This window comes from Rubrivivax rivuli (genome assembly GCF_004016505.1).
GTDB lineage: Bacteria > Pseudomonadota > Gammaproteobacteria > Burkholderiales > Burkholderiaceae_C > Rubrivivax > Rubrivivax rivuli.
Window position 1 is genome coordinate 1 of sequence record NZ_SACR01000008.1, and the last position, 19,489, is coordinate 19,489.

20 protein-coding genes are annotated in these 19,489 nt (G+C 71.0%); 13 read left to right on the forward strand and 7 right to left on the reverse strand.

Annotated features, from left to right (window positions below; genetic code table 11):
- Nucleotides 1-68: 68 nt before the first annotated feature.
- The gene (fliE, locus tag EOE66_RS21210; protein WP_128230755.1) at nt 69-395 is read right to left on the reverse strand and encodes a flagellar hook-basal body complex protein FliE; all 327 of its coding nucleotides are present in this window, start codon (nt 393-395) and stop codon (nt 69-71) included.
- Nucleotides 396-588: 193 nt separating this feature from the next.
- Here fliE and fliF point away from each other — a divergent pair, with 193 nt between their 5' ends.
- The 13 genes from fliF (at nt 589) to fliR (ending at nt 11,898) form a co-directional block, all read left to right on the forward strand.
- Nucleotides 589-2,271 (forward strand): flagellar basal-body MS-ring/collar protein FliF, encoded by a 1,683-nt coding sequence (fliF, locus tag EOE66_RS21215; RefSeq protein WP_128230756.1) that lies wholly within the window; start codon nt 589-591, stop codon nt 2,269-2,271.
- A 60-nt stretch (nt 2,272-2,331) separates the two neighbouring features.
- The gene (fliG, locus tag EOE66_RS21220) at nt 2,332-3,327 is read left to right on the forward strand and encodes a flagellar motor switch protein FliG (RefSeq protein WP_128230798.1); all 996 of its coding nucleotides are present in this window, start codon (nt 2,332-2,334) and stop codon (nt 3,325-3,327) included.
- Complete coding sequence (locus tag EOE66_RS21225) at nt 3,328-4,065, forward strand: FliH/SctL family protein (RefSeq protein ID WP_128230757.1); 738 nt, start codon at nt 3,328-3,330, stop codon at nt 4,063-4,065.
- A complete protein-coding gene (fliI, locus tag EOE66_RS21230) occupies nt 4,062-5,552 on the forward strand; it encodes a flagellar protein export ATPase FliI (RefSeq protein WP_205702786.1) in 1,491 nt (496 codons plus the stop codon). The genes EOE66_RS21225 and fliI overlap by 4 nt, the downstream gene beginning before the upstream one ends.
- A 39-nt stretch (nt 5,553-5,591) precedes the next feature.
- Nucleotides 5,592-6,083: a flagellar export protein FliJ gene (fliJ, locus tag EOE66_RS21235; protein ID WP_128230758.1), complete on the forward strand. Its 492-nt coding sequence runs from the start codon at nt 5,592-5,594 to the stop codon at nt 6,081-6,083.
- A gap of 27 nt (nt 6,084-6,110) precedes the next feature.
- Nucleotides 6,111-7,376: a flagellar hook-length control protein FliK gene (locus EOE66_RS21240; RefSeq protein ID WP_128230759.1), complete on the forward strand. Its 1,266-nt coding sequence runs from the start codon at nt 6,111-6,113 to the stop codon at nt 7,374-7,376.
- Between the two features lie 213 nt (nt 7,377-7,589).
- Nucleotides 7,590-8,180 (forward strand): flagellar basal body-associated FliL family protein, encoded by a 591-nt coding sequence (locus EOE66_RS21245; RefSeq protein ID WP_128230760.1) that lies wholly within the window; start codon nt 7,590-7,592, stop codon nt 8,178-8,180.
- Between the two features lie 19 nt (nt 8,181-8,199).
- Nucleotides 8,200-9,195, forward strand: a complete 996-nt coding sequence (fliM, locus tag EOE66_RS21250) for a flagellar motor switch protein FliM (protein WP_128230761.1) — start codon at nt 8,200-8,202, stop codon at nt 9,193-9,195.
- 1 nt (nt 9,196) lies between these two features.
- A complete protein-coding gene (fliN, locus tag EOE66_RS21255; RefSeq protein WP_128230762.1) occupies nt 9,197-9,646 on the forward strand; it encodes a flagellar motor switch protein FliN in 450 nt (149 codons plus the stop codon).
- A gap of 15 nt (nt 9,647-9,661) precedes the next feature.
- A complete protein-coding gene (locus EOE66_RS21260; protein WP_128230763.1) occupies nt 9,662-10,033 on the forward strand; it encodes a FliO/MopB family protein in 372 nt (123 codons plus the stop codon).
- On the forward strand, nt 10,017-10,814 hold the full coding sequence (gene fliP, locus EOE66_RS21265; RefSeq protein WP_128230764.1) for a flagellar type III secretion system pore protein FliP: 798 nt from the start codon (nt 10,017-10,019) through the stop codon (nt 10,812-10,814). The genes EOE66_RS21260 and fliP overlap by 17 nt, the downstream gene beginning before the upstream one ends.
- 9 nt (nt 10,815-10,823) lie before the next feature.
- Entirely contained in the window at nt 10,824-11,093 is a 270-nt protein-coding gene (gene fliQ, locus EOE66_RS21270; RefSeq protein WP_128230765.1) for a flagellar biosynthesis protein FliQ, read from the forward strand.
- Nucleotides 11,094-11,124: 31 nt separating this feature from the next.
- A complete protein-coding gene (gene fliR / locus EOE66_RS21275; protein WP_128230766.1) occupies nt 11,125-11,898 on the forward strand; it encodes a flagellar biosynthetic protein FliR in 774 nt (257 codons plus the stop codon).
- A gap of 36 nt (nt 11,899-11,934) precedes the next feature.
- Here fliR and EOE66_RS21280 read toward each other — a convergent pair whose 3' ends face one another.
- The 6 genes from EOE66_RS21280 to EOE66_RS21305 are packed head-to-tail and all read right to left on the reverse strand — an operon-like array spanning nt 11,935 to nt 19,485.
- The gene (locus EOE66_RS21280) at nt 11,935-14,136 is read right to left on the reverse strand and encodes a GH92 family glycosyl hydrolase (protein WP_128230767.1); all 2,202 of its coding nucleotides are present in this window, start codon (nt 14,134-14,136) and stop codon (nt 11,935-11,937) included.
- Nucleotides 14,133-15,188, reverse strand: coding sequence for an alpha/beta hydrolase (locus EOE66_RS21285; protein ID WP_128230768.1), 1,056 nt, complete (start codon nt 15,186-15,188; stop codon nt 14,133-14,135). The genes EOE66_RS21280 and EOE66_RS21285 overlap by 4 nt, the downstream gene beginning before the upstream one ends.
- A gap of 5 nt (nt 15,189-15,193) precedes the next feature.
- Nucleotides 15,194-16,672, reverse strand: coding sequence for a tannase/feruloyl esterase family alpha/beta hydrolase (locus tag EOE66_RS21290; protein WP_128230769.1), 1,479 nt, complete (start codon nt 16,670-16,672; stop codon nt 15,194-15,196).
- A complete protein-coding gene (locus EOE66_RS21295) occupies nt 16,669-17,481 on the reverse strand; it encodes an alpha/beta hydrolase (RefSeq protein WP_128230770.1) in 813 nt (270 codons plus the stop codon). The genes EOE66_RS21290 and EOE66_RS21295 overlap by 4 nt, the downstream gene beginning before the upstream one ends.
- Before the next feature lie 22 nt (nt 17,482-17,503).
- The gene (locus EOE66_RS21300; protein WP_128230771.1) at nt 17,504-18,619 is read right to left on the reverse strand and encodes an alcohol dehydrogenase catalytic domain-containing protein; all 1,116 of its coding nucleotides are present in this window, start codon (nt 18,617-18,619) and stop codon (nt 17,504-17,506) included.
- A gap of 11 nt (nt 18,620-18,630) precedes the next feature.
- Complete coding sequence (locus EOE66_RS21305) at nt 18,631-19,485, reverse strand: phytanoyl-CoA dioxygenase family protein (RefSeq protein WP_205702787.1); 855 nt, start codon at nt 19,483-19,485, stop codon at nt 18,631-18,633.
- Nucleotides 19,486-19,489: the final 4 nt, after the last annotated feature.

Sequence of the window (19,489 nt, forward strand, 5' to 3'; positions counted from 1 at the left end):
GCAGGTTCACACCTGCATGTTCATGATGTCGTGCCTCACCCGGCAGCGACGCTCATGCCCCTGCAGGTTCACACCTGCATGTTCATGATGTCGCTGTAGGCCTGTGCCAGCCGGTTGCGCACCTGCAGCGTGGCCTGGAAGCCGATCTGCGCTTTCTGCATCGCCATCACGGTGTCTTCCAGGCTCACCGTGGGGTTGCCCAGGGTCAGCTCGCGCTGCAGGCGCTGGGCCTCGAACTGCGAGGCGCTCACTTCCTGGAGCGCCGTGTTCATCGCGGCCTTGAAGCCGCCCGGCGCGGCACCGGTGGCGTCGGTGCGCGGGGTGCCGTCCGGGCGCAGGCCGGCCTTGGCCACGGCGGCGGCGAAGTCGAAGGGCTTGATGCGCAGGTCGGACATGGCAGGGGGCGGTTGCGAGGAAGGGCCGAGAGCCCATTTCACACCTGCACTGTAGGCGCGGCGGCCCCGTTGCCAAGGCGCGATCAGGCGCGTCTTCCCGCCTCTTCTCACGCTTAAGCGGCGGCACCCCCCGGCGAACAATGACGCTGCAACGGCCCCTTCCGGGCCCGCCTACGCACCGCCCGCCGCATCCATGGACAACGCTGTCGCCACCGCCAACCCAACCCCGCTGATCCCGGCCGCCCCGGGCCTCGCCGGCCGTTGGCAGGCCCTGCCCATCCGCACCCAGCTCAGCGCCATGTTCGGCGTGGCCGCGCTGCTGGCCGTGCTGGCCGTGATGGCCTTCACCGCCAGCGGCAGCGACTACCGGCCCCTGTACGCCGAGATCAGCGAGAAGGAAGGCGGCGAGATCATCCAGCGCCTGACGCAGATGAACGTGCCCTACAAGGTGGCCGAAGGCGGCACCGTGGTGATGGTGCCCAGCGGCCAGGTGGCGGCGCTGCGCATGAAGCTCTCGGCCGCGGGCCTGAACGTGGGCCGCAACGCCAGCGCCGGCTACGAGCTGCTGGACAAGGACAGCTTCGGCCAGACCCAGGGCCAGGAGCGCATGAAGTTCAAGCGCGCCATCGAGGGCGAGCTCGTCACCAGCATCCAGAGCCTGGAATCGGTGAAGTCGGCCCGCGTGATGCTGGCCCTGCCGCAGCAGAACGGCTTCTTCCGCGAGCAGCAGAAGCCCAGCGCCAGCGTGACGCTCACCTTGCACCCGGGCCGCACGCTCGACCGCAACCAGGTGGCCGGCATCGTCAGCCTGGTCAGCAACAGCGTGCCCGAGCTCAACCCCAAGGCCGTGAGCGTGATCGACAGCGCCAGCGGCCTGCTCTCCGGTGCCCACGACGACGACAACGCCGCCGGGCTCGATTCGCAGCAGCTGCAATACCGCCGCGAGCTGGAGGCCGGACTCACCAAGCGCGTGATGGCGCTGCTGGAGCCGGTGGTGGGCGGCGACAACGTGCGCGTCAGCGTCACCGGCGACATCGACTTCAGCCAGGTCCTGCAGACCGCCGAGGCCTACCGCCCCAACCAGGGCGAAGGCGCCAACCCGGCCATCCGCGAGCAGCGCAGCGAAGAGAGCACGCAGCCCGGCTCGGCCACGCCCGCCGGCGTGCCCGGCGCGCAGACCAACCAGCCGCCGCCCCAGCCCGCGGCGCCCATCAACGGCCAGGCGCAAGCCATGCAGGGTGCGCAGGGCGCCGGCGCGGCCGGTGCCAGCACGCGCCGCGAAGCCGCCACGCGCTACGAGGTGGACAAGACCGTCACCGTCACGCGCAACGCCGTGGGCACGGTGCGCCGCCTCAGCGCCGCCGTGGTGGTGAACCACCGCAGCGGCACCGACCCCAAGGGCAAGCCCACCAGCACGCCCTTGAGCGACAAGGAGATCGAGCAGCTCACCGCACTGGTGCAGCAGGGCATCGGCTTCAATGCCGAGCGCGGCGACGTGGTGAAGGTCGTCAACGCGCCCTTCCGCACCGAGGTGCCGCCGCCGGTGGACGAGCTGCCGCTGTGGCAGCAGCCCTGGCTGCTCGACCTGCTGAAGACCGCCGCCGCGCCAGGCGCGCTGGCCCTCGTGGCGCTGTTGATCGTGACCATGCTGATCCGCCCGGCGCTCACCGCCATGCTGGCCCCGCCGCCGCCGCCCGAGAAGGGCAGCCAGCTCGACGAGGTGGTGGCCGAAGAGCCGCCGCCGGCCCCGCCACCCACGCCGCTGCTGCCCGTGACGCAGAGCGAGCGCGTCGAGCAGGCCCGTGCCCTGGCCAAGAGCAACCCGGCCGCCGTGGCCAACATCGTGCGCGGCTGGGTGAGCGGCGAAACCGCCTGACGCCGCCCCCCTGCCCCACCGCACCCACCCGCAACAGGACACCCCATGGCCGCCGCCTCGATGGACGACGAAGGGCTCGAAAAAGCCGCCATCCTGCTCATGACCCTGGGCGAGGAAGAGGCCGCCGAGGTCTTCCGCCACCTCGCGCCCAAGGAAGTGCAGCGCCTGGGCGAGACCATCGCGCGCATGAAGGCCGTCACCCGCGAACGTGTGGACGAGGTGATGGACAGCTTCACCCAGCTGGCGGCCAACGAGCACATGCTGGTGGCCGACAACAACGAGTACGTGAAGGCCGTGCTGCGCAAGGCGCTGGGGGAGGACAAGGCCAACCTGCTGATCGACCGCATCCTGCAGGGCAGCGACGTCACCGGCATCGAGAGCCTGAAGTGGATGGACCCCACCTCGGTGGCCGAGCTGCTGCGCAACGAGCACCCGCAGATCGTCGCGGCCATCCTCGTGCACCTGGAGTTCGACCAGGCCGCCGAGATCCTGAAGCTCTTCAGCGAGCGCCAGCGCAACGAGGTGATGGTGCGCATCGCCACGCTGGACGGCATCCAGCCCACTGCACTGCGCGACCTCAACGAGGTGATGAGCAAGGTGCTGGCCGGCGGTGACCGCAGCCGCAAGAGCAGCCTGGGCGGCGTGAAGACCGCCGCCGAGATCCTGAACATGCTGGGCACCGCGGTGGAGACCAGCGTGCTCGACTTCGTGCGCGAGGCCGACAACGACCTGGCGCAGAAGATCATGGACAACATGTTCACCTTCGACGACGTCGAGAAGATCGACGACAAGGGCATCCAGGCCCTGATGAAGGAAGTGCAGAGCGACAGCCTCGTGATCGCGCTGAAGGGCGCCACGCCGGCCCTGCGCGAGAAGATCTTCAAGAACATGAGCAGCCGCGCGGCCGAGACGCTGAAGGAAGACCTGGAGTCGCGCGGCCCTGTGCGGCTGTCGGAGGTGGAGGCCGAGCAGAAGGAAATGCTGAAGATCGTGCGCCGCCTGGTCGACGAGGGCCAGATCGTGCTGGCCGGTGGTGGCGACGAGCAGTTTGTCTAAATGAGCAACCAACCGAAGTTCGGCGGCTTCCCCAACGTGCCGCCCCCCCAGGGCAGCAAGGCCGGCACGGCCTACCAGCGCTTCATTCCGCGCGAGGAACTCGGCGACTTCGCGAGCTGGCGCCCGGGCACTTTCGGCGGCGGCCCCGCCGCAGCGCCGGCCGCCCCGCCCGAGCCCACCACGGCCGATTGGGAAGCGCGCATCGCCGCGGCCCGCCAGGCCGGCTACCAGGACGGCTACCGCGACGGCATGGCCGCGCTGGAGAACTTCAAGCAGAGCTTCGCGCAGCAGGCCACGGCGCAGATCGGTGCGCTGCTGCAGAGCTTCGACGAACAGCTCACGGCGCTGGACGGCGAAATCTCGCGCACGCTGGCGGCCACCGCCGTGCAGCTGGCGCGCCAGGTGCTGCGCACCGAACTGCAGCAGCGCCCCGAGGTCGTGGCCCAGGTGGCCGCCGAGGCCGTGGGCGCGGTGATGCTCAGCGCCCGCCACATCGCCGTGCACGTGCACCCGCACGACCTGCCGCTGGTGGCCGAAGGCGCCGCCGAGGCGCTGCAGGCCCGCGGCGCACGCCTGCACGCCGATGCCGGCGTGCCGCGTGGCGGCGTGATGGTGGAAAGCGATGTCGGCGCCGTGGACGCCCGCATCGCGCAGCGCTGGGCGCAGGCCGCTGCGGCGCTGGGCTCGACGCTGCCGCTCGACGACGAGAAAACCGCAGAGCCGGGAGACCGCGCATGAAATCGAGTCTCTACGAGCACGAAGAACTGGCCGCGGCCGAAACCGCACCCGGCACCCGGGCCGCCCTGCCCCCGCAGGCCCAGGCGGCGTTGCAGGCCCGCGCCCAGCGCTGGGGCCGCTACCTGCACGACCTGCAGGACTACGCCGCCGTGGCGCAGCCGCTGGAGACCGTGGGCACCCTGCTGCGCGTGACGGGCCTCGTGCTGGAAGCCGCTGGCGTGCGCGTGCCCGTGGGCAGCGTGTGCGAGGTGCAGTGCCCCGGCCAGCCGGCCGTGCTGGCCGAGGTGGTGGGCTTCAGCGGCGACCGCGCCTACCTTATGCCCATGGGCGAGCTGCACGGCCTGGCCAGCGGCGCGCGCGTGGTGCCGCGCCCGGCGCCGGTGAGCCCGCCGCGCTTCGGCGCCGAGAACCACCCCTGGCGCCGCAGCGAAGACCGCGGCCTGCACCTGCCCATGGGCGCCGGCCTGCTGGGCCGCGTGGTCGATTCGCATGGCCACCCCATCGACCGCCTGGGCCCGCTGCAGGACGTGCACACCGAGCCCCTGGTGCGCCGCCCCATCAACGCGATGGACCGCGACCCCGTGCGCAAGCCGCTGGACACCGGCGTGCGCGCCATCAACGCCCTGCTCACCGTGGGCCGCGGCCAGCGCATCGGTCTGTTCGCCGGCACCGGCGTGGGCAAGTCGGTGCTGCTGGGCATGATGGCGCGCTACACGCAGGCCGACGTCATCGTCGTGGGCCTGATCGGTGAACGCGGCCGCGAGGTGAAGGAGTTCATCGAAGACATCCTGGAAGAGGAAGGCCGCGCGCGCAGCGTGGTGGTGGCCGCCCCGGCCGATGCGCCGCCGCTGCTGCGCATGCAGGGCGCGGGCTACGCCACGGCCATTGCCGAGCACTTCAGAGACCAGGGCCTGCACGTGCTGCTGCTGATGGACAGCCTGACGCGCTACGCGATGGCGCAGCGCGAGATCGCGCTGGCCATCGGCGAGCCGCCGGCCACCAAGGGCTACCCCCCGAGCTGCTTCGCCAAGCTGCCGCAGCTGGTGGAACGCAGCGGCAACGGCCTGGCGGGCCAGGGCAGCATCACCGCCTTCTACACGGTGCTCAGCGAAGGCGACGACCAGCAAGACCCGATCGCTGACGCCGCGCGCGGCATCCTGGATGGCCACATCGTGCTGAGCCGCGAGCTGGCCGAGAGCGGCCACTTCCCGGCCATCGACGTGGAAAAGAGCATCTCGCGCGTGATGACGGCCGTGGCGCCGAAGGAGCACCTGCTCGCCGCCCGCCGCATGCGCCAGCTGATGGCCAAGGTGAACAAGGCGCGCGATCTCATCCAGCTGGGCGCCTACCAGCCCGGCCACGACGCCGAACTCGACACCGCCGTGAAGCTGCAGCCGCAGATGACCTCGCTGCTGCAGCAGGACATGCACGAACGCGCCGCGCTGGACATGAGCCGCGCGCAGCTGTGCCGCCTGATGCAGCACTGACAGCCCCGCCCTGCCCCCTGACCCCAACGAAAGACGCCCATGACCGCCGCCCTGCACACCCTGCTGGAACATGCCGAACGTGAGCGCGACGAGGCCGTCTCGGCCTTGCTGCAGGCCGAGGAGCACCACCGCCGCCTGCTGGCACAGCAGGAGCAGCTGCTCGCCTACCGCGAAGACTACCGCGCACGCCACCCCGCGCAAGGCGGGCGCAGCGCCAGCATCGAGCTCATCCGCTGCCACCAGGGCTTCATGCAGCGGCTCGACCAGGCGCTGCAGCAACAGCAGCACGCCTTGCTGCAGACCGAAGCGCGCGTGGGCGAGTTGCGCCAGGCGCTGGTGGCGCAAGAGACCCGCGTGGCCTCGGTGCGCAAGCTGCTCGAGCGCCGCGGCACCCAGGCGCGCCACCTGGCCGAAAGGCAGGACCAGCGCCGCAGCGACGAAACCGCGATGCACCAGCACCGCCGCCGCAACGAAGACGGCGGTGCCGGCGGCTGGCGCCTGGGTTTCGAAGCCGCCCCCCTGCCGCACTGAACGCCGCCCGACCGGAGACCACCGCCCATGCAGACCGCCGCCCTGTCGCCCGCCGCCAACCCGGCCTACCCGACCTCCATCACGCCCGGCCTCGCGCCCGCGGCCCTGGCCGGCGGCCTGCCCGGTGCCACGGCCGGCGGTGCCGACAGCTTCTCGCGCCTGCTCGAGGCCGCCGACGCGCGCCGCCAGAACGAACAGGCCGACAGCCCCACGCCGACCGCCACACCGGCCCCGCCCGCGCGGGCCGCCGCGCCAGCGCCGCAGCGCGCGACGGCCCAGCCCGCGCCGCCGGCCCGCCCCTCGCAACCCACCGAAGACGCTCCCGAGCAGGCCACCGCCGGCCAGGCCACCGCGGCCGCGCCGGAAGAAGCGGCCGCCGAAGCCGGCAGCGAGGCCACCGCCCCGGCCGATGCTGCTGCCCTGCTGGCCAGCCTGGGCTGGACGATGGGCCCCCAGGCCGCCCTGGCCACCGCCCGTGGCCGAGCGCCCGCCACCGGTGAGGCGCGCGAAGGCGGCCTCGGCCTGGCCGACGGCGGCGGCGACCTGCCGGCCACCGCCGGCCCCACCACCACCGGCCGACGCCTGGGCGGTGCACCCATCGCGCCGGGCGACGAGGGCCACCGCGCCGGGCCGGCCTTCGCCGGGCTGCTGGCGCAGGCCGCCAGCCCCGAAGCCGACACCGCCAAGGCGGCCTGGGCCGCCAGCCCCCAGGTGCTGGCCGCGCCCGCCACGCTCGGCGCCGACCTGCGCCCCGCCGACAACGGCGCGCTGCTCATGGCCGCCGCCAGCCCCATCGGCCCCACGGCGCTGCCGGGCAGCAGCCCGGCCAACCCGGCCGAGGCGCGCCTGAGCCACGCACCCGGCAACCCCGCCTTTGCCGAGGAACTGGGCACCCAGATCACCACCTTCGTGCGCGAGGGCGTGCAGCACGCCAAGCTGCAGCTGAACCCCCTGGAACTCGGCCCGGTGACGGTGCAGATCCAGCTGGATGGCGGCAGCGCGCACATGAGCTTCGCTGCGGAACACGCGGCCACGCGGCAGGCGCTGGAACAGGCCCTGCCCACGCTGGCGGGCAGCCTGCGTGAGGCCGGGCTCACGCTCAGCGGCGGCGGCGTCTTCGAGCAGCCGCGCCAGCAGGCCCAGGCCGAGCCTGGCAGCGGCGGCAACGGCCGCAGCGGCACCGGCGGAGGCACAGGCGAAAGCGGCAGCGACACCGCGCCCGGTGCCGCTGCCGCCACCGGCAACGGCATGGCGGGCGCCCGCCGCCGCGGCGTGGTCGACCTGGTGGCCTGAGCGGGCCTGACCCCGGTCACGGTGCCGGTCCCGGTCCCGGGCGCGGCCGCGGGCACAGGGCCCACGGGCCGGGGGCGGCCCGGCCACGAAAAGGCAGTTTCAACGCCGCTTATTGGCGCTTAGGGGCGAGGTGGGGCCCTCAACAATGTCTGCAACGGGTCGAAGGGTGCCGCCATCGCGACACGCAACGCCCCCACCGCAGGAGAGCCCCGCATGTCCACCGCCACCGCCACCGACGCTGCCCCCCCCGCCAAGGGCAAGAAGAAGCTCATCATCATGGCCGGGGGCGGCGTGCTGGTGGTCGTGCTCGCGCTCGTGGCCTTCCTGATGATGGGCAAGAAGCCGCCCGCCGAAGAGGAGGGCGCTGCCGACGCGCACGCCAAGCCCGCCGCCCCCGCCGCGCCCAAGTTCGACCCCAAGGCGGTGCCCATCTTCGTGCCGCTGGACCCCTTCACGGTCAACCTGGCCGACCGCGATGCCGAACGCTATGCGCAGGTGGGCATCACGCTGGAGATCAGCGACGCGCAGCTCAACGAGCGCATCAAGGTCTACATGCCGGCCATCCGCAACAACATCCTGATGGCCATCGCCGACAAGACCGCGGCCGACCTGGCCACGCGCGAAGGCAAGGCCGCGCTGGCCGAGAAGGTCAAGCGCGAGACCTCCAAGGCCCTGGGCTTCGAGGTCGAGGAAGAGGAAGAGCCGGAAGAAGAAGCCAGCACGACCAAGAAAAAGAAGAAGAAGCGCGCACCCCCCCCGCTCCCGATCAACAACGTCCACTTCTCCAACTTCATCATTCAATGAGCCTGCCTGCGGGGCGAGCATGAACCAGCAGATCCTTTCGCAAGACGAAGTCGATGCGCTGCTGCAGGGCATCACCGGCGAGAGCCAGAAGCTCGAGCAGGAAGAGGTCCAGCAGACCGGCGTGCGCGACTACGACCTGGCGAGCCAGGAGCGCATCGTCCGCGGCCGCATGCCGACGATGGAGGTCATCAACGAGCGCTTCGCCCGCAACATCCGCATCGGCCTGTTCAACTTCATCCGCAAGAGCCCCGAGGTCGCCATCGGCGGCATCAAGGTGCAGAAGTTCAGCGCCTTCCTGCGCGAGATCGTGGTGCCCACCAACTTCAACATCGTCAACGTGAAACCGCTGCGCGGCAGCGGGCTCATCGTCTGCGACCCGAGCCTGGTTTTCGCGGTGATCGATTCGCTCTACGGCGGCATCGGCAAGTACCACACGCGCATCGAAGGCCGCGACTTCAGCCCCACCGAGCTGCGCGTGATCCTGCGCCTGGTGGAGGTGATCACGGCCGAGTACAAGAAGGCCTGGACCGGCATCTACCCGGTGGAGCTGGAGTACCAGCGCAGCGAGATGCAGCCGCAGTTCGCGAGCATCGCCACGCCCAGCGAGATCGTCGTGGCCACCAGCTTCACGCTGGAGATCGGCGAGACCAGCGGCACGGTGCACTTCTGCGTGCCCTACAGCACGCTGGAGCCCATCCGCGACACGCTCTACAGCACCATCCAGGGCGACAGCACCGAGCCCGACCGGCGCTGGGTGAACCTGATGAAGAACCAGATCCAGGCCGCCGAGGTGGAACTGGTCGCCGAACTGGCGCAGGCCCCGGCCACCGTGGAACAGCTGCTGAGCTTCAAGCCGGGCGATTTCATCGAGCTCGACCTCGACCCGCTGATCAAGGTCAAGGTCTCGGGCGTGCCGGTGTTCGACGCGCACTACGGCACCAGCAACAACAAGTACGCCATCAAGATCGACCAGCTCTTGACGGGTTCGAACATGACCTGGATCGGGGAACACTGAGATGTCCGAAGCCGAATCGCAGATGTCCGAAGAGGACAAGATGGCCGCCGAATGGGCGGCCGCGCTGGCCGAGGCCAAGCCGGCCGGCAACGAGGTCGCCAACGAGGTGACCGCGCCGAGCGAGTCCGTGGCCCCGGCGCAGTTCGCGAACTTCCAGTCGGTGCAGGCCCAGAACACGGGCACGAGCAACGACATCAACATGATCCTGGACATCCCCGTCCAGCTGACCGTGGAACTGGGCCGCACGCGCATCCCCATCAAGCACATCCTGCAGCTGGCGCAAGGCTCCGTGGTGGAACTGGAAACCCTGGCCGGCGAACCGATGGACGTGCTGGTCAATGGCTACCTCATCGCCCAGGGCGAGGTGGTGGTGGTGAACGACAAGTTCGGTATCCGCCTCACCGACATCGTCACGCCCTCCGAGCGCATGCGCCGCCTCTCACGCACCTGATGGGCAGGCCCTGACATGCCCTTGAACATCACCTCGCTGCTGTGGTTCATGGCCATCGTGGCCCTGATCCCGGTGACGCTGTGGCTGCTGAAACGCACGCCCATGGGCGGCGCCGGCGGCCGGCCCGGCGCACCGCGCACGGTGGCGGTGCTGCCGCTGTCGGCACAGCAGAAGATCGTCACCGTGGAAGTGGGCCAGGGCGAAGAGCGCCTGTGGCTGGTGCTGGGCGTCAGTGCCCAGGGCGTGCGCACGTTGCACACGATGTCGGCACAGGCCGACAACACCGAGGCCGCCGCCACCGTGCCGGCGCCACCGGCCGCCACCTTCGCGCAGTTGCTCACGCGGCTGAAGGGCCAGCCACCCGGGGGCGATGACCGTGCGCGCTGATCCCATCATCCACCGCACACTTTCGGCGCTAGGCCGCCGCCAGCTGCCGCTGGCCGGCGCCCTGCTGCTGGCCGCTGGCGGCGCGCTGGCGCAAGGCAGCAGCCCGGGCGGCACGCTGCCGCTGGTCATCGGCCAGGGCCCCGGCGGCAACAGCTACTCGGTGCCCATCCAGACGCTGCTCTTCTTCAGCGCGCTCAGCTTCCTGCCGGCGGTGCTGCTGCTGATGACGGCCTTCACGCGCATCGTCATCGTGCTGAGCCTCTTGCGCCAGGCGCTGGGCACGCAGGCCGCGCCGCCCAACCAGGTGATCGTGGGCCTGAGCCTCTTCCTCACCTTCTTCGTGATGGCACCCACCTTCGACAAGGTCTACGAGAAGGCCTACGCGCCCTACGCCGCCGGCCAGATGGCGGTGGACCAGGCCCTGAGGGAAGGCGTGGTGCCCATCCGCGAATGGATGCTGAAGCAGACGCGCCAGAGCGACGTGATGCTGTTCTCGCGCCTGGCCAAGCTGCCGGCCGACGTGAAGGGCGAAGACGTGCCGCTCAGCGTGCTGGTGCCGGCCTTCGTGACGAGCGAGCTGAAAAGCGCCTTCCAGATCGGCTTCATGATCTTCATCCCTTTCCTCGTCATCGACATGATCGTGGCGAGCATGCTGATGAGCCTGGGCATGATGATGTTGAGCCCGGTGCTGGTGGCCCTGCCCTTCAAGCTGATGCTCTTCGTGCTGGCCGACGGCTGGAACCTCTTGCTGGGTTCGCTGGCCGCTTCATTTGCCACCTAGGACCGAACGATGGAAGCCCAACAAGTTCTCACCACGGGCCAGCACGGCCTGTGGATGCTGCTTATCGTGAGTGCGCCGGTGCTGCTGGTGGTGCTGATCGTGGGCCTGGTGGTGAGCATCTTCCAGGCCGCCACGCAGATCAACGAGGCCACGCTGAGCTTCGTGCCCAAGGTCATCGCCGCCGTGGCCGTGCTGGCCATCGCCGGGCCGTGGATGCTGACGACGCTGGTGGAGTTCATCCAGGCCACGCTGCAGGCCATACCGTCCGCGGTGGGCTGAGGCCGCGGCGCCCGGTGCCTGGCAAGCGCCCATGATCACCTTCACCGAAGCGCAGATCGTCGCCTGGCTGACGCCGCTGCTCTGGCCCTTCCTGCGCGCGCTGGCGCTCTTCCAGGCGCTGCCGGTGCTGGGCACGCGCGCGGTGCCGCTGCGCGTGCGCATCGGCCTGGCGGCCTTCATCGCGCTGGCCTCGCAAGGCAGCCTGCCGCCGCTGCCGCCCGAGCTTGCCACCTTGCCGCTGGACGCGCCGCCCATGCTGCTGCTGATCACGCAGCAGGTGGTCATCGGCCTGAGCCTGGGTTTCGCGGTGCGCATCGTCTTCGCCGCGGTGGAGTTCGCCGGCGAGATCATCGGCCTGCAGATGGGCCTGAACTTCGCAGGTTTCTTCGACCCCATCTCGGCCAGCACGGCCACCGCCACCAGCCGCTTCTTCGGCACCATGGTGGCCTGGCTCTTCATCGTGATGAACGGCCACCTGCTCGTCATCGGCGCGCTGGTGCAGAGCTTCAACGCCTTCCCGGTGGGGCCCGAGCCTTTCGCCTTCCTGCGCCAGATGCAGCCCCAGCAATGGGGCGCCGAGATCTTCAGCACCGGGCTGTGGATCGCCCTGCCCCTGGTGACCATGCTGCTCTTCGTGAACCTGGTGCTGGGCACGATCTCGCGCGTGGCGCCGCAGATCAACATCTTCGCGATCGGCTTCCCCGTCACGCTGGGCGTGGGCCTGCTCGGCCTGCTGGCCACGCTGCCGCTGATGCAGCAGCCCTTCACGCTGGCGCTGGAACGGCTGCTGCGGCACTTCCAGTAGCGGCACCGGTGCAGGCCCCGGCGCGGCCGCGGCGCTTCAGCGCGCCGGGCCCACCTGCAGGCGCCGGCCCTGCAGCAGCACTGCGTGCGGCACGGCGGTGGCCGGCAGGCGTCGGCCATCCAGCCACACACCCGGGCGCTGTCCCGGTTCGATCAGCAGCCGCGTGCCATCGGCACGCGTCAGCCAGGCGCGGCGCACCAGCGTGGCACCGGCCACGTACTCGCCCGAGGCCGGCACCACAGGGTAGAAGCCCAGCGTGGAGAGCACCAGCCAGGCGCTCATCTGCCCGCAGTCGTCGTTGCCGGTGATGCCGTCGGGCCCGCTGCCGTAGAAGCTGCGCGCGATGCGACGGATCAGCGCCGGGCCTTTCTCGGGCGCCGGCGTCCAGGCGTAGAGGTAGGCGATGTGGTGGCTGGGCTCGTTGCCGTGCGCGTACTGGCCGATCAGCGCTTCCTGCCCCAGGTGCTTGTTGGCGCCGGGCGCCTGCACGCTGAAGAAGCGGTCGAGCCAGGCCTCGAAGGCCGCCGGCCCGCCCATCTGCGCCACCAGGCCCGCCGGGTCGTGCAGCGCGGGCGTCAGGGTGTACTGCCAGGCGTTGGCCTCGGTGTAGTCACCCGGGTTGTTCATGGGGCTGGTGGGCACCAGCGGGTCGAAAGGCTCGCGCCAGTGGCCGGCGCTGTCTTTGCCACGCATCATCATCGTCTGCGCATCCCACAGCTGGCGCCAGCCCTGGGCGCGCCGTGCGAAGCGTTCGGCCACCGCGGGCTGGCCTGCCGCCCGCGCCACGCGGGCCACGGCGTCGTCGCCGATGCCGAGTTCCAGCGTCTTGCTCACCGACTCGTTGCCGATCCTGTCCAGCGGGATGAAGCCGAACTGTTCGTAGGCGCTCCAGTCGCGCTGGGCCCACGCGGGCGCGTTCGGCCGCGGCAGCGTGGAGGTCTCCACCATCGCCTGCAGGGCGGCGTTCAGGTCGAAACCGGTGCCCTGCCGGTGGAAGCCCTTGGCCACCGCGTCGGCCATCACCGGCAGCGCCGGGTTGCCGATCATCGTGTGCGTCTCGCGGCCCCAGGCCGTCCACAGCGGCAGGTAGCCCTGTGCGCGGTGGTGCGCCAGCATCGTCTGCACGAAGCCGGGCACACGTTCGGGCACCAGCAGCGTGAAGAGCGGGTGCACGCCGCGGAAGGTGTCCCACAGGCTCAGGGTGCTGTAGTACACGCCGCCGGGAGCGGCCATCACCTGGCCCGTGGGGCCGCGCACACGGCCGTCGGCGTCGGCGATGTCGCTGGGGTGCAGCAGCGTGCGGTAGAGCGCCGAGTAGAAGATCTTCTTGAAGCGCGCATTGGCGTCGATCTCGATGCGCGAGAGCAGCCGCTGCCACTGCGCATCGGCCGCGGCGCGCACGGTGTCGAAAGGCCTGGCCTCGTCGACGGCCAGGTTGCGGCGCGCGCCGTCCACGTCCACCGTGGACAGGGCCACGCGCGCGTGCAGCACGCGGCCGGTACCCAGGTCGAACTCCAGCACGTAGCGGGCGGCGCGCTCGCCTTCGCGTGGCGGCAGCGTCGTCACCTGCGCGATGGGCCGGTCGAAGCGCACGATGAACGAAGCCTCGCGCTCGACCCAGTTCTTCGCGTGCGTGGTGCCGGTGAGCTCGCCCCGCGCGGCGTCCACGCTGGAGGTGGCCTGCGTGACCCGTGGCCCCTCTCCGAAGAGCAGCCCGTGCTGCAGGTCCACCAGCACCTGCACGCTGCCGGCCTGCGTGAAGGTGTAGCGGTGCACGGCCACGCGCTGCGTGGCGGTGAGTTCCACACGCACGCCATGGCCCGGCAGCGTGACACGGTAGACGCCGGGGCGGGCGCTCTCGGTCTTCTTGTCGGGCACGGCCGAGAAGTCGGTGCTCTGCGCATCCCAGCGTGTGCCGGCCGCGGGCATCAGCAGCACGTCGCCGAGTTCCGGGATGCCGGCGCCACTGATGTGCGTGTTGGAGAAGCCCAGCACACGCGGCGCCCGGAACTGGTAGCCGCTGCTGTAGCTCCAGCCGCGGTCGGCGTTGTCGGGGCCGGGCGCCACCATGCCGAAGGGCACCATCGCCGCCGGCGTCACATGCCCCGTGCCGTCGGTGCCGATGAAGGGGTCGACGTGGCGCGTGAGGTCGCCGCGGCCGGCAGCCGCCGCGGACGCAGCGCCGACCAGGATCAGCAGGCAGCCCACCCAGAGGCGGGACCAGTTCGCGCGGCTCATGTCACTGCCGTCCGGCTGGGTGTCACGCTGCCCAGGTTGCGCGTGTGGCGCAGCAGGAACTCCAGGGGCACGTGTACACGCGCTGCCCAGTCGCGTTCGTTGTGGCCAGCGCCTTCGAACACGCGGCTCACCACCTGCGGCGGCGCCAGGCCGCGCTCGCGCAGCAGGGCATCGACCTGGCCCTGCGCGTGCGCGTACTGGGCATCGGTGTCGAGCGTGCCGCGGTCCAGGTACAGACGAAGGGTATCTGCCGGCCTGGGCAGGGCGTCGCGCAGCCAGGCCAGCGCGGCGTCGGAGATGTCGTCGTTGCGCTCCAGCAGACCGATCCAGTGCGTGCTCAACGAGGCCGCTGCGCCGAACACCTGCGGGTAGGACAGCAGCGCGTGGACCGAGATGAGCCCGCCCATGCTCGAACCCATCACCAGCGTGTCGTCCCGGCCGGGCCGGGTGGCGAAACGTGCATCGACCAGGGGCTTGAGTTCCTCGGCCAGGAACTTCAGGTAGGCCTCGGAACGCGATCGCCCCTCCTTCACCAGTTCGCCTGCGAAAGGCCGCATCGTCAGCGGCAGCTTCTCCCAGATGCGTTCGCGCGCGGCGCGTGGCAGGCGGTCCAGCATGGGCTGCGGGAAGTACTCCAGGTGCCGCTGAGTCGGGTGGTTCCAGACCGCCACCACCATCGGCGCCGGGGACCGGTGCTGCACGGCCCAGGTGCTGGCGCTGCGGTCCATGCGCCAGCCCACCTTGGCCATGGAACTGGCGCCGTCGAAGACCGCCTGGCCGTCGTGCATGTACAGCACCGGGTGGCGGGTGCGGCCGTCGTAGCCCTCGGGCAGCCAGACATCGACGTGGCGGGCGTCGACATGGCGCGAAGCCAGCGCGGACAGGCGTTCGATGCGACCGGCCGACAGCCGGGGCAAAGGGTCGCCCTGCAGGCTGCAGGCAGCCAGAGGCCAGGCGGCGCCAACGGCCAGGGCCTGCAGGGCGTGGCGGCGGTTCGGGGGCCCGGAGGCAGGCCAGTGTGTCGGCAGAGGCAGGGGCATCGGCTTGGGCATGGTGGTCAGGGGCGTTCGGCGGGGGCTTGGGGGCGCAGGATTTGCGTGGCACCAGTCTGCGGATGCAAGGCGGTGAGCGCTGCAGGCACTTCATGCCGCTCGACCCAGCGTTCGAGCACGTCCACCCAATCCACCTGCCACGGGCCGGCGCCACCCCCGCAGTGGTTCATGCCGGGCACCAGGAACAGCCGGTAGAAGTCGTCCGGCTCGTTCCCCAGGCGGGCGGCCACGCGCTGCCGGTAATCGATGCTCATCTGCGGCGGGATGGCCCCATCGTTCCAGCCGTGGTAGTGCAGCAGCTTGCCGCCTCGGGCGCGGAACGCGCGCAGGTCGGGATCGGTGGCATCCAGGTCGCGGCTCCAGCGCTGGCGTGCCTTCAGCACGTCCTCATCGCGCAGGTCGCCCAGCTGGAAGGCCGCGTCTTCGCGCACCAGGTAACGGAAGAAGCTCTCGCTGATGCTGGTGGGCGGTGGCGTACCCGGCGCGGCGGCTTCGCCACTGAGCGGGTTGCTGGGCCGGCGCAGCAGCCAGAAGTCCCAGTTTCCGGGCGAAGCCTCGCCGCCCATCGACTGACCCGGTATGCGGGTGCCGCTGGCGTCGGTGACGCCGCCGTACACCTTGCGCACGGTGGCGAGTTGCGCGTCGGTCAGACATGCGTCGGTTTCAGCGCCTGTGCAACGCAGCACTGCGGGATCGAAGCGGCATTGCTGAGGCCGCACGACATAGCTCTGGCCCTCGCCGCAGGCTGCCAAGGCCGCGGCCTGCAGCGCGGGCAGCTTGGCAGGCGGCAGCCCTGCACCGGGCTGAGTGAGTTCGCGTTGCAGCATCGCGCCGCCGATCATCAAACCCAGCCAGTCCATCGCCGGCGCCCCGGCCACGATGCCGTCCCACTCCTTCGGAAAGCGCTGCGCTGCGATCATGGCGTCGCGCCCGCCGTTGGAGCAGCCAACGAAGTACGACTTCCGCGGCGCGCGTGCGTAGGCTGCGGCGATGACGCGTCGCGCGACCTGGCTGGTCTGCTGCACGGCGCGCCAGCCAAAGTCCACCACGCGGGTGGGCTGCTGCCAGGCCCAGCCGTAGTCCAACCCGTCGGGCCACTCGTGCCCGCCGTCTGTCGCTGCGGCCGCGTAGCCGCGCCGCACACCGTCCATCAGCGAGCCTAGCGGCACCGAGCCTGCCGTGCCGCCGTTCCCGGCCTGCATGAATTTGCCGTTCCAGCGCGCACGCTCGGGCAACCAGACCTCAAAACCAATGCGCGAGCCGGGCACCGGCATGGCGACGCCGCGCACGCGGCAGAAGGCCTGCGGCATCGGAACCGGCGAACCGCCGCGCCATACCGCGAGCTTCTCGCCCTGGGCCACGGCCACTGCCAGGTCGATGACAGCCTGCGGCAGGCGCAGCCCGGCCAGGGCGGCGCAGTCGGGAGCCGCGGCGGCAAGCAGCGGCAGCGCCAGCAGCGTGGCGGCGATGGACTTGAGAATCACGATGGCTGTCTCCGCGTTTCGAGAGCCGCGCCGAAGAAGCGCAGCGTGTCTTCGAGGTGCCGGGACCAGTAACCCCAGCCGTGGCTGCCGTCATGCTCGGCGTATTCGTGCGAGATACCGGCGGCCTGCAGGTCGGTGTGCAGCTGGCGGTTGGCGCCGATGAAGGGATCGTCGCGGCCGCAGTCGAAGCGCAGCGCCGGCAACGGCCCGCGCGCACTGCGCAAAGCGTCGATCACGCGGCGGTCGACAGGCTCGGACGACCAGCCGGTGCGCGCCTCTTCGATCAGTCGGTCGAACTGCATGGCCTCGGTGACCGACGAATGCCCGGCCGCCGCCAGGAAACGCTGCGGGTAACGGCCGGCCAGGCGCAGCGCGCCGAAGCCGCCCATGCTCAGCCCGGCAACGAAAAGCGGCGATGCCGCGCTGCACGCGCCGCAGACCTGGCACGCGGCGGCCGGCACTTCGTCGACGATCCAGCGCTCGAAGTCCTGCCCGGCATGGGGCACGTAGCCTGAGCCGTCGCCCCACAGGCCGTCGCTGGGCATGGCCAGCACCATCGGCGGGATGGCGCCCGCGTCGATCAGCCGCTGGGCGGTGAGGTGCGCCCCACCCTTGAAGGCCCAGGCCCAGTGCGAGCCGTACACGCCGTGCAGCAGCAGCACGAGCGGCACGTCTTGCAGCGCGGCGGCCTGTGGCGGCACGAAGAGCAGCAGGTCGGCACGCTGGCCCAGCGCCGCGCTCTTGACGGTGACGAAATGCAGGCCCGCGGGCGCCAGGGCCGGGTCGGAGATCTCGAGGGTGCGGAACATCGGGGTGCGCTCGTGTTGCTGCTCAATCGAAGAGGATCACACCCTTGGCGCTGCGGCCGGCGAGCATGTCGTCCAGCGCCTGGCCGAGTTCGTCCAGGCGGTAGGTGTGCGTGACCAGGCTTTCGAGTTGCAGCGCGCCGCGCGCGGCCCAGTCGAAGAGCCGCGGGAAGTCTCGTTCGGGCAGGCAGCCGCCGTACAGCGGCACGAGGTAGCGCTTGTCCCACCAGAACTGCGGCATCTCCACGCTCACCGGGCCGTGCGCGCCGCTGAGCTGCACCGCATTGCCGCCGTTGCGGCACAGCTTCAGCGGCAGGAAGGCCAGCGCGGCCACGCCCGTGGCCTCGAAGGCGTGGTCGGCACCGCGGCCCTCGGTCAGGGCGCGCACGGCGGCTGCGAGCTGATCGCCCTGCGCGTCTTCAGGTGGCGGTTCCAGCGTGTGCGTGGCGCCGAAGGCCACCGCGCGCTGCAGGGCCGTGGGCCGGCGGTCGATGGCGATGATGCGGCCGGCACCGGCCAGCCGCGCGCCCTGCACCACGCTCAGGCCGACGCCGCCGCAACCCACCACCGCCACCGTATCGCCAGGCTGCACCTGGGCCACGTTGAGGGCCGCGCCCACGCCCGTCATCACCCCGCAGCCCAGGATGCAGGCGTGCCGCGCCGGCAACTGCGCGGGCAGCGCGCTCAGCGCCTCGGCACGCACCACGGTGTACTCGGAGAAGGTGCCCAGCCTGAACGATCGCTCCACCGGCTGCCCACGCCACAGCGTGTGGCCCGGGGCCGGCGCGCTGCTGCCCAGCGTGGCGTCCACACCGTGCGTGCGCTCGCACAGCGAGCCCCGCCCGCGCTGGCACTGCGGGCAACGGCCGCAGGGGATGGCCCAGTTCAACAGCACCGGTGCGCCGGGCTCGAGGTGGGTGACCCCTGGGCCCACGCTTTCCACGACACCCGCGCCCTCGTGCCCCAGCACCAGCGGGCCGGGCCAGTGCAGCGAGGCGTGGTCGGTGTGGCAGAGGCCGGCGGCCGTCAGGCGCACGCGCACTTCGCCGGCCGCGGGCGCGCGCACCACCACCGGCTCGATGGCGAAACCACCCCGCCCGTTACCGAGGGCAGCCAGGCCTTGAAGGTCGCGCACAGCCATGGGCTCGGTGTTCAGCGCGACCAGATCACCGGGTTCTTGCGCGTGGCGATGACCTCGCCTTCGCGCGCCCCGGGGCACCACTGGTCGCGGTCGTTGGCCTGGATGGCGTTGAGCGCGGGCACCAGGCGCATGTCGGCGTCCATGTAGATCACGGTCATCACCGAACGGGGTCGGTCGCTCACGTTCGCTCCGGCCTTGTGGAAGGTCCAGCCCAGGTGGAAGCTCACCTCGCCCAGCTCGAAAGGCCCCACCTCGAAGGGAAAGCCGTGGCGGGCCATGTTCTCGCTGATCTTGGCTTCGCTCTCGTCGCTGATGCCCAGGTCGCGGCCAAAGGCCACGCCCTGGCTGCCGGCGTAGAAGCCCAGCGGACCCATCTCGGCGGGCACGGCCTGCAGCGGGATCCACGCCGTGATGGTGCGGTCGCTGGCCAGCGGCCAGTAGTACTGGTCGGCGTGCGCCGGCGTGATGCCGCCGCCGGGTTCCTTGTAGAGGCTCTGGTCGTGGTACAGCCGCACGCCGCGCACCTGCAGCAGCTCGGCCGCGATGCGCGCCAGCCGCTGCCCCATCACGAAGCGCGCCACCAGCGCGCTCTGCTCCCACAGGTTCATGACCTGCAGGAAGGCGCGGTCGTACGTGCTGCGCTCTTCCAGCGGGCGGCTCTCGGTATTAAGGTCGATGGTGAGCTGCGTGATCTCGCGCCCGAAGTGGGCCAGTGTGGCCGGCGAGAGCACCTGCTGGAGCTTGATGCAGCCGTCGCGGCGGAAGGCTTCGATCTGCGCGGGCTGCAGCGCATAGGGGCTGTCGAGATCGGCCCAGAGCGTGGTGTCGGGGGCGGTGTCGTTCATCGGCGTGGTGGTGCTTGGCATGGCG

Excerpts from the sequence above, each read along its gene's own strand:
- EOE66_RS21280 (WP_128230767.1), bottom strand. The coding sequence starts at position 14,136 with ATGAGCCGCGCGAACTGGTCCCGCCTCTGGGTGGGCTGCCTGCTGATC.
- fliR (WP_128230766.1), top strand. The coding sequence starts at position 11,125 with ATGATCACCTTCACCGAAGCGCAGATCGTCGCCTGGCTGACGCCGCTG.
- fliE (WP_128230755.1), bottom strand. The coding sequence starts at position 395 with ATGTCCGACCTGCGCATCAAGCCCTTCGACTTCGCCGCCGCCGTGGCC.
- fliI (WP_205702786.1), top strand. The coding sequence starts at position 4,062 with ATGAAATCGAGTCTCTACGAGCACGAAGAACTGGCCGCGGCCGAAACC.
- fliG (WP_128230798.1), top strand. The coding sequence starts at position 2,332 with ATGGACGACGAAGGGCTCGAAAAAGCCGCCATCCTGCTCATGACCCTG.
- fliP (WP_128230764.1), top strand. The coding sequence starts at position 10,017 with ATGACCGTGCGCGCTGATCCCATCATCCACCGCACACTTTCGGCGCTA.
- fliM (WP_128230761.1), top strand. The coding sequence starts at position 8,200 with ATGAACCAGCAGATCCTTTCGCAAGACGAAGTCGATGCGCTGCTGCAG.
- fliN (WP_128230762.1), top strand. The coding sequence starts at position 9,197 with ATGTCCGAAGCCGAATCGCAGATGTCCGAAGAGGACAAGATGGCCGCC.
- EOE66_RS21305 (WP_205702787.1), bottom strand. The coding sequence starts at position 19,485 with ATGCCAAGCACCACCACGCCGATGAACGACACCGCCCCCGACACCACG.
- EOE66_RS21240 (WP_128230759.1), top strand. The coding sequence starts at position 6,111 with ATGCAGACCGCCGCCCTGTCGCCCGCCGCCAACCCGGCCTACCCGACC.
- EOE66_RS21260 (WP_128230763.1), top strand. The coding sequence starts at position 9,662 with ATGCCCTTGAACATCACCTCGCTGCTGTGGTTCATGGCCATCGTGGCC.
- fliQ (WP_128230765.1), top strand. The coding sequence starts at position 10,824 with ATGGAAGCCCAACAAGTTCTCACCACGGGCCAGCACGGCCTGTGGATG.
- fliF (WP_128230756.1), top strand. The coding sequence starts at position 589 with ATGGACAACGCTGTCGCCACCGCCAACCCAACCCCGCTGATCCCGGCC.
- EOE66_RS21285 (WP_128230768.1), bottom strand. The coding sequence starts at position 15,188 with ATGCCCAAGCCGATGCCCCTGCCTCTGCCGACACACTGGCCTGCCTCC.
- EOE66_RS21295 (WP_128230770.1), bottom strand. The coding sequence starts at position 17,481 with ATGTTCCGCACCCTCGAGATCTCCGACCCGGCCCTGGCGCCCGCGGGC.
- EOE66_RS21245 (WP_128230760.1), top strand. The coding sequence starts at position 7,590 with ATGTCCACCGCCACCGCCACCGACGCTGCCCCCCCCGCCAAGGGCAAG.
- EOE66_RS21225 (WP_128230757.1), top strand. The coding sequence starts at position 3,328 with ATGAGCAACCAACCGAAGTTCGGCGGCTTCCCCAACGTGCCGCCCCCC.
- fliJ (WP_128230758.1), top strand. The coding sequence starts at position 5,592 with ATGACCGCCGCCCTGCACACCCTGCTGGAACATGCCGAACGTGAGCGC.
- EOE66_RS21300 (WP_128230771.1), bottom strand. The coding sequence starts at position 18,619 with ATGGCTGTGCGCGACCTTCAAGGCCTGGCTGCCCTCGGTAACGGGCGG.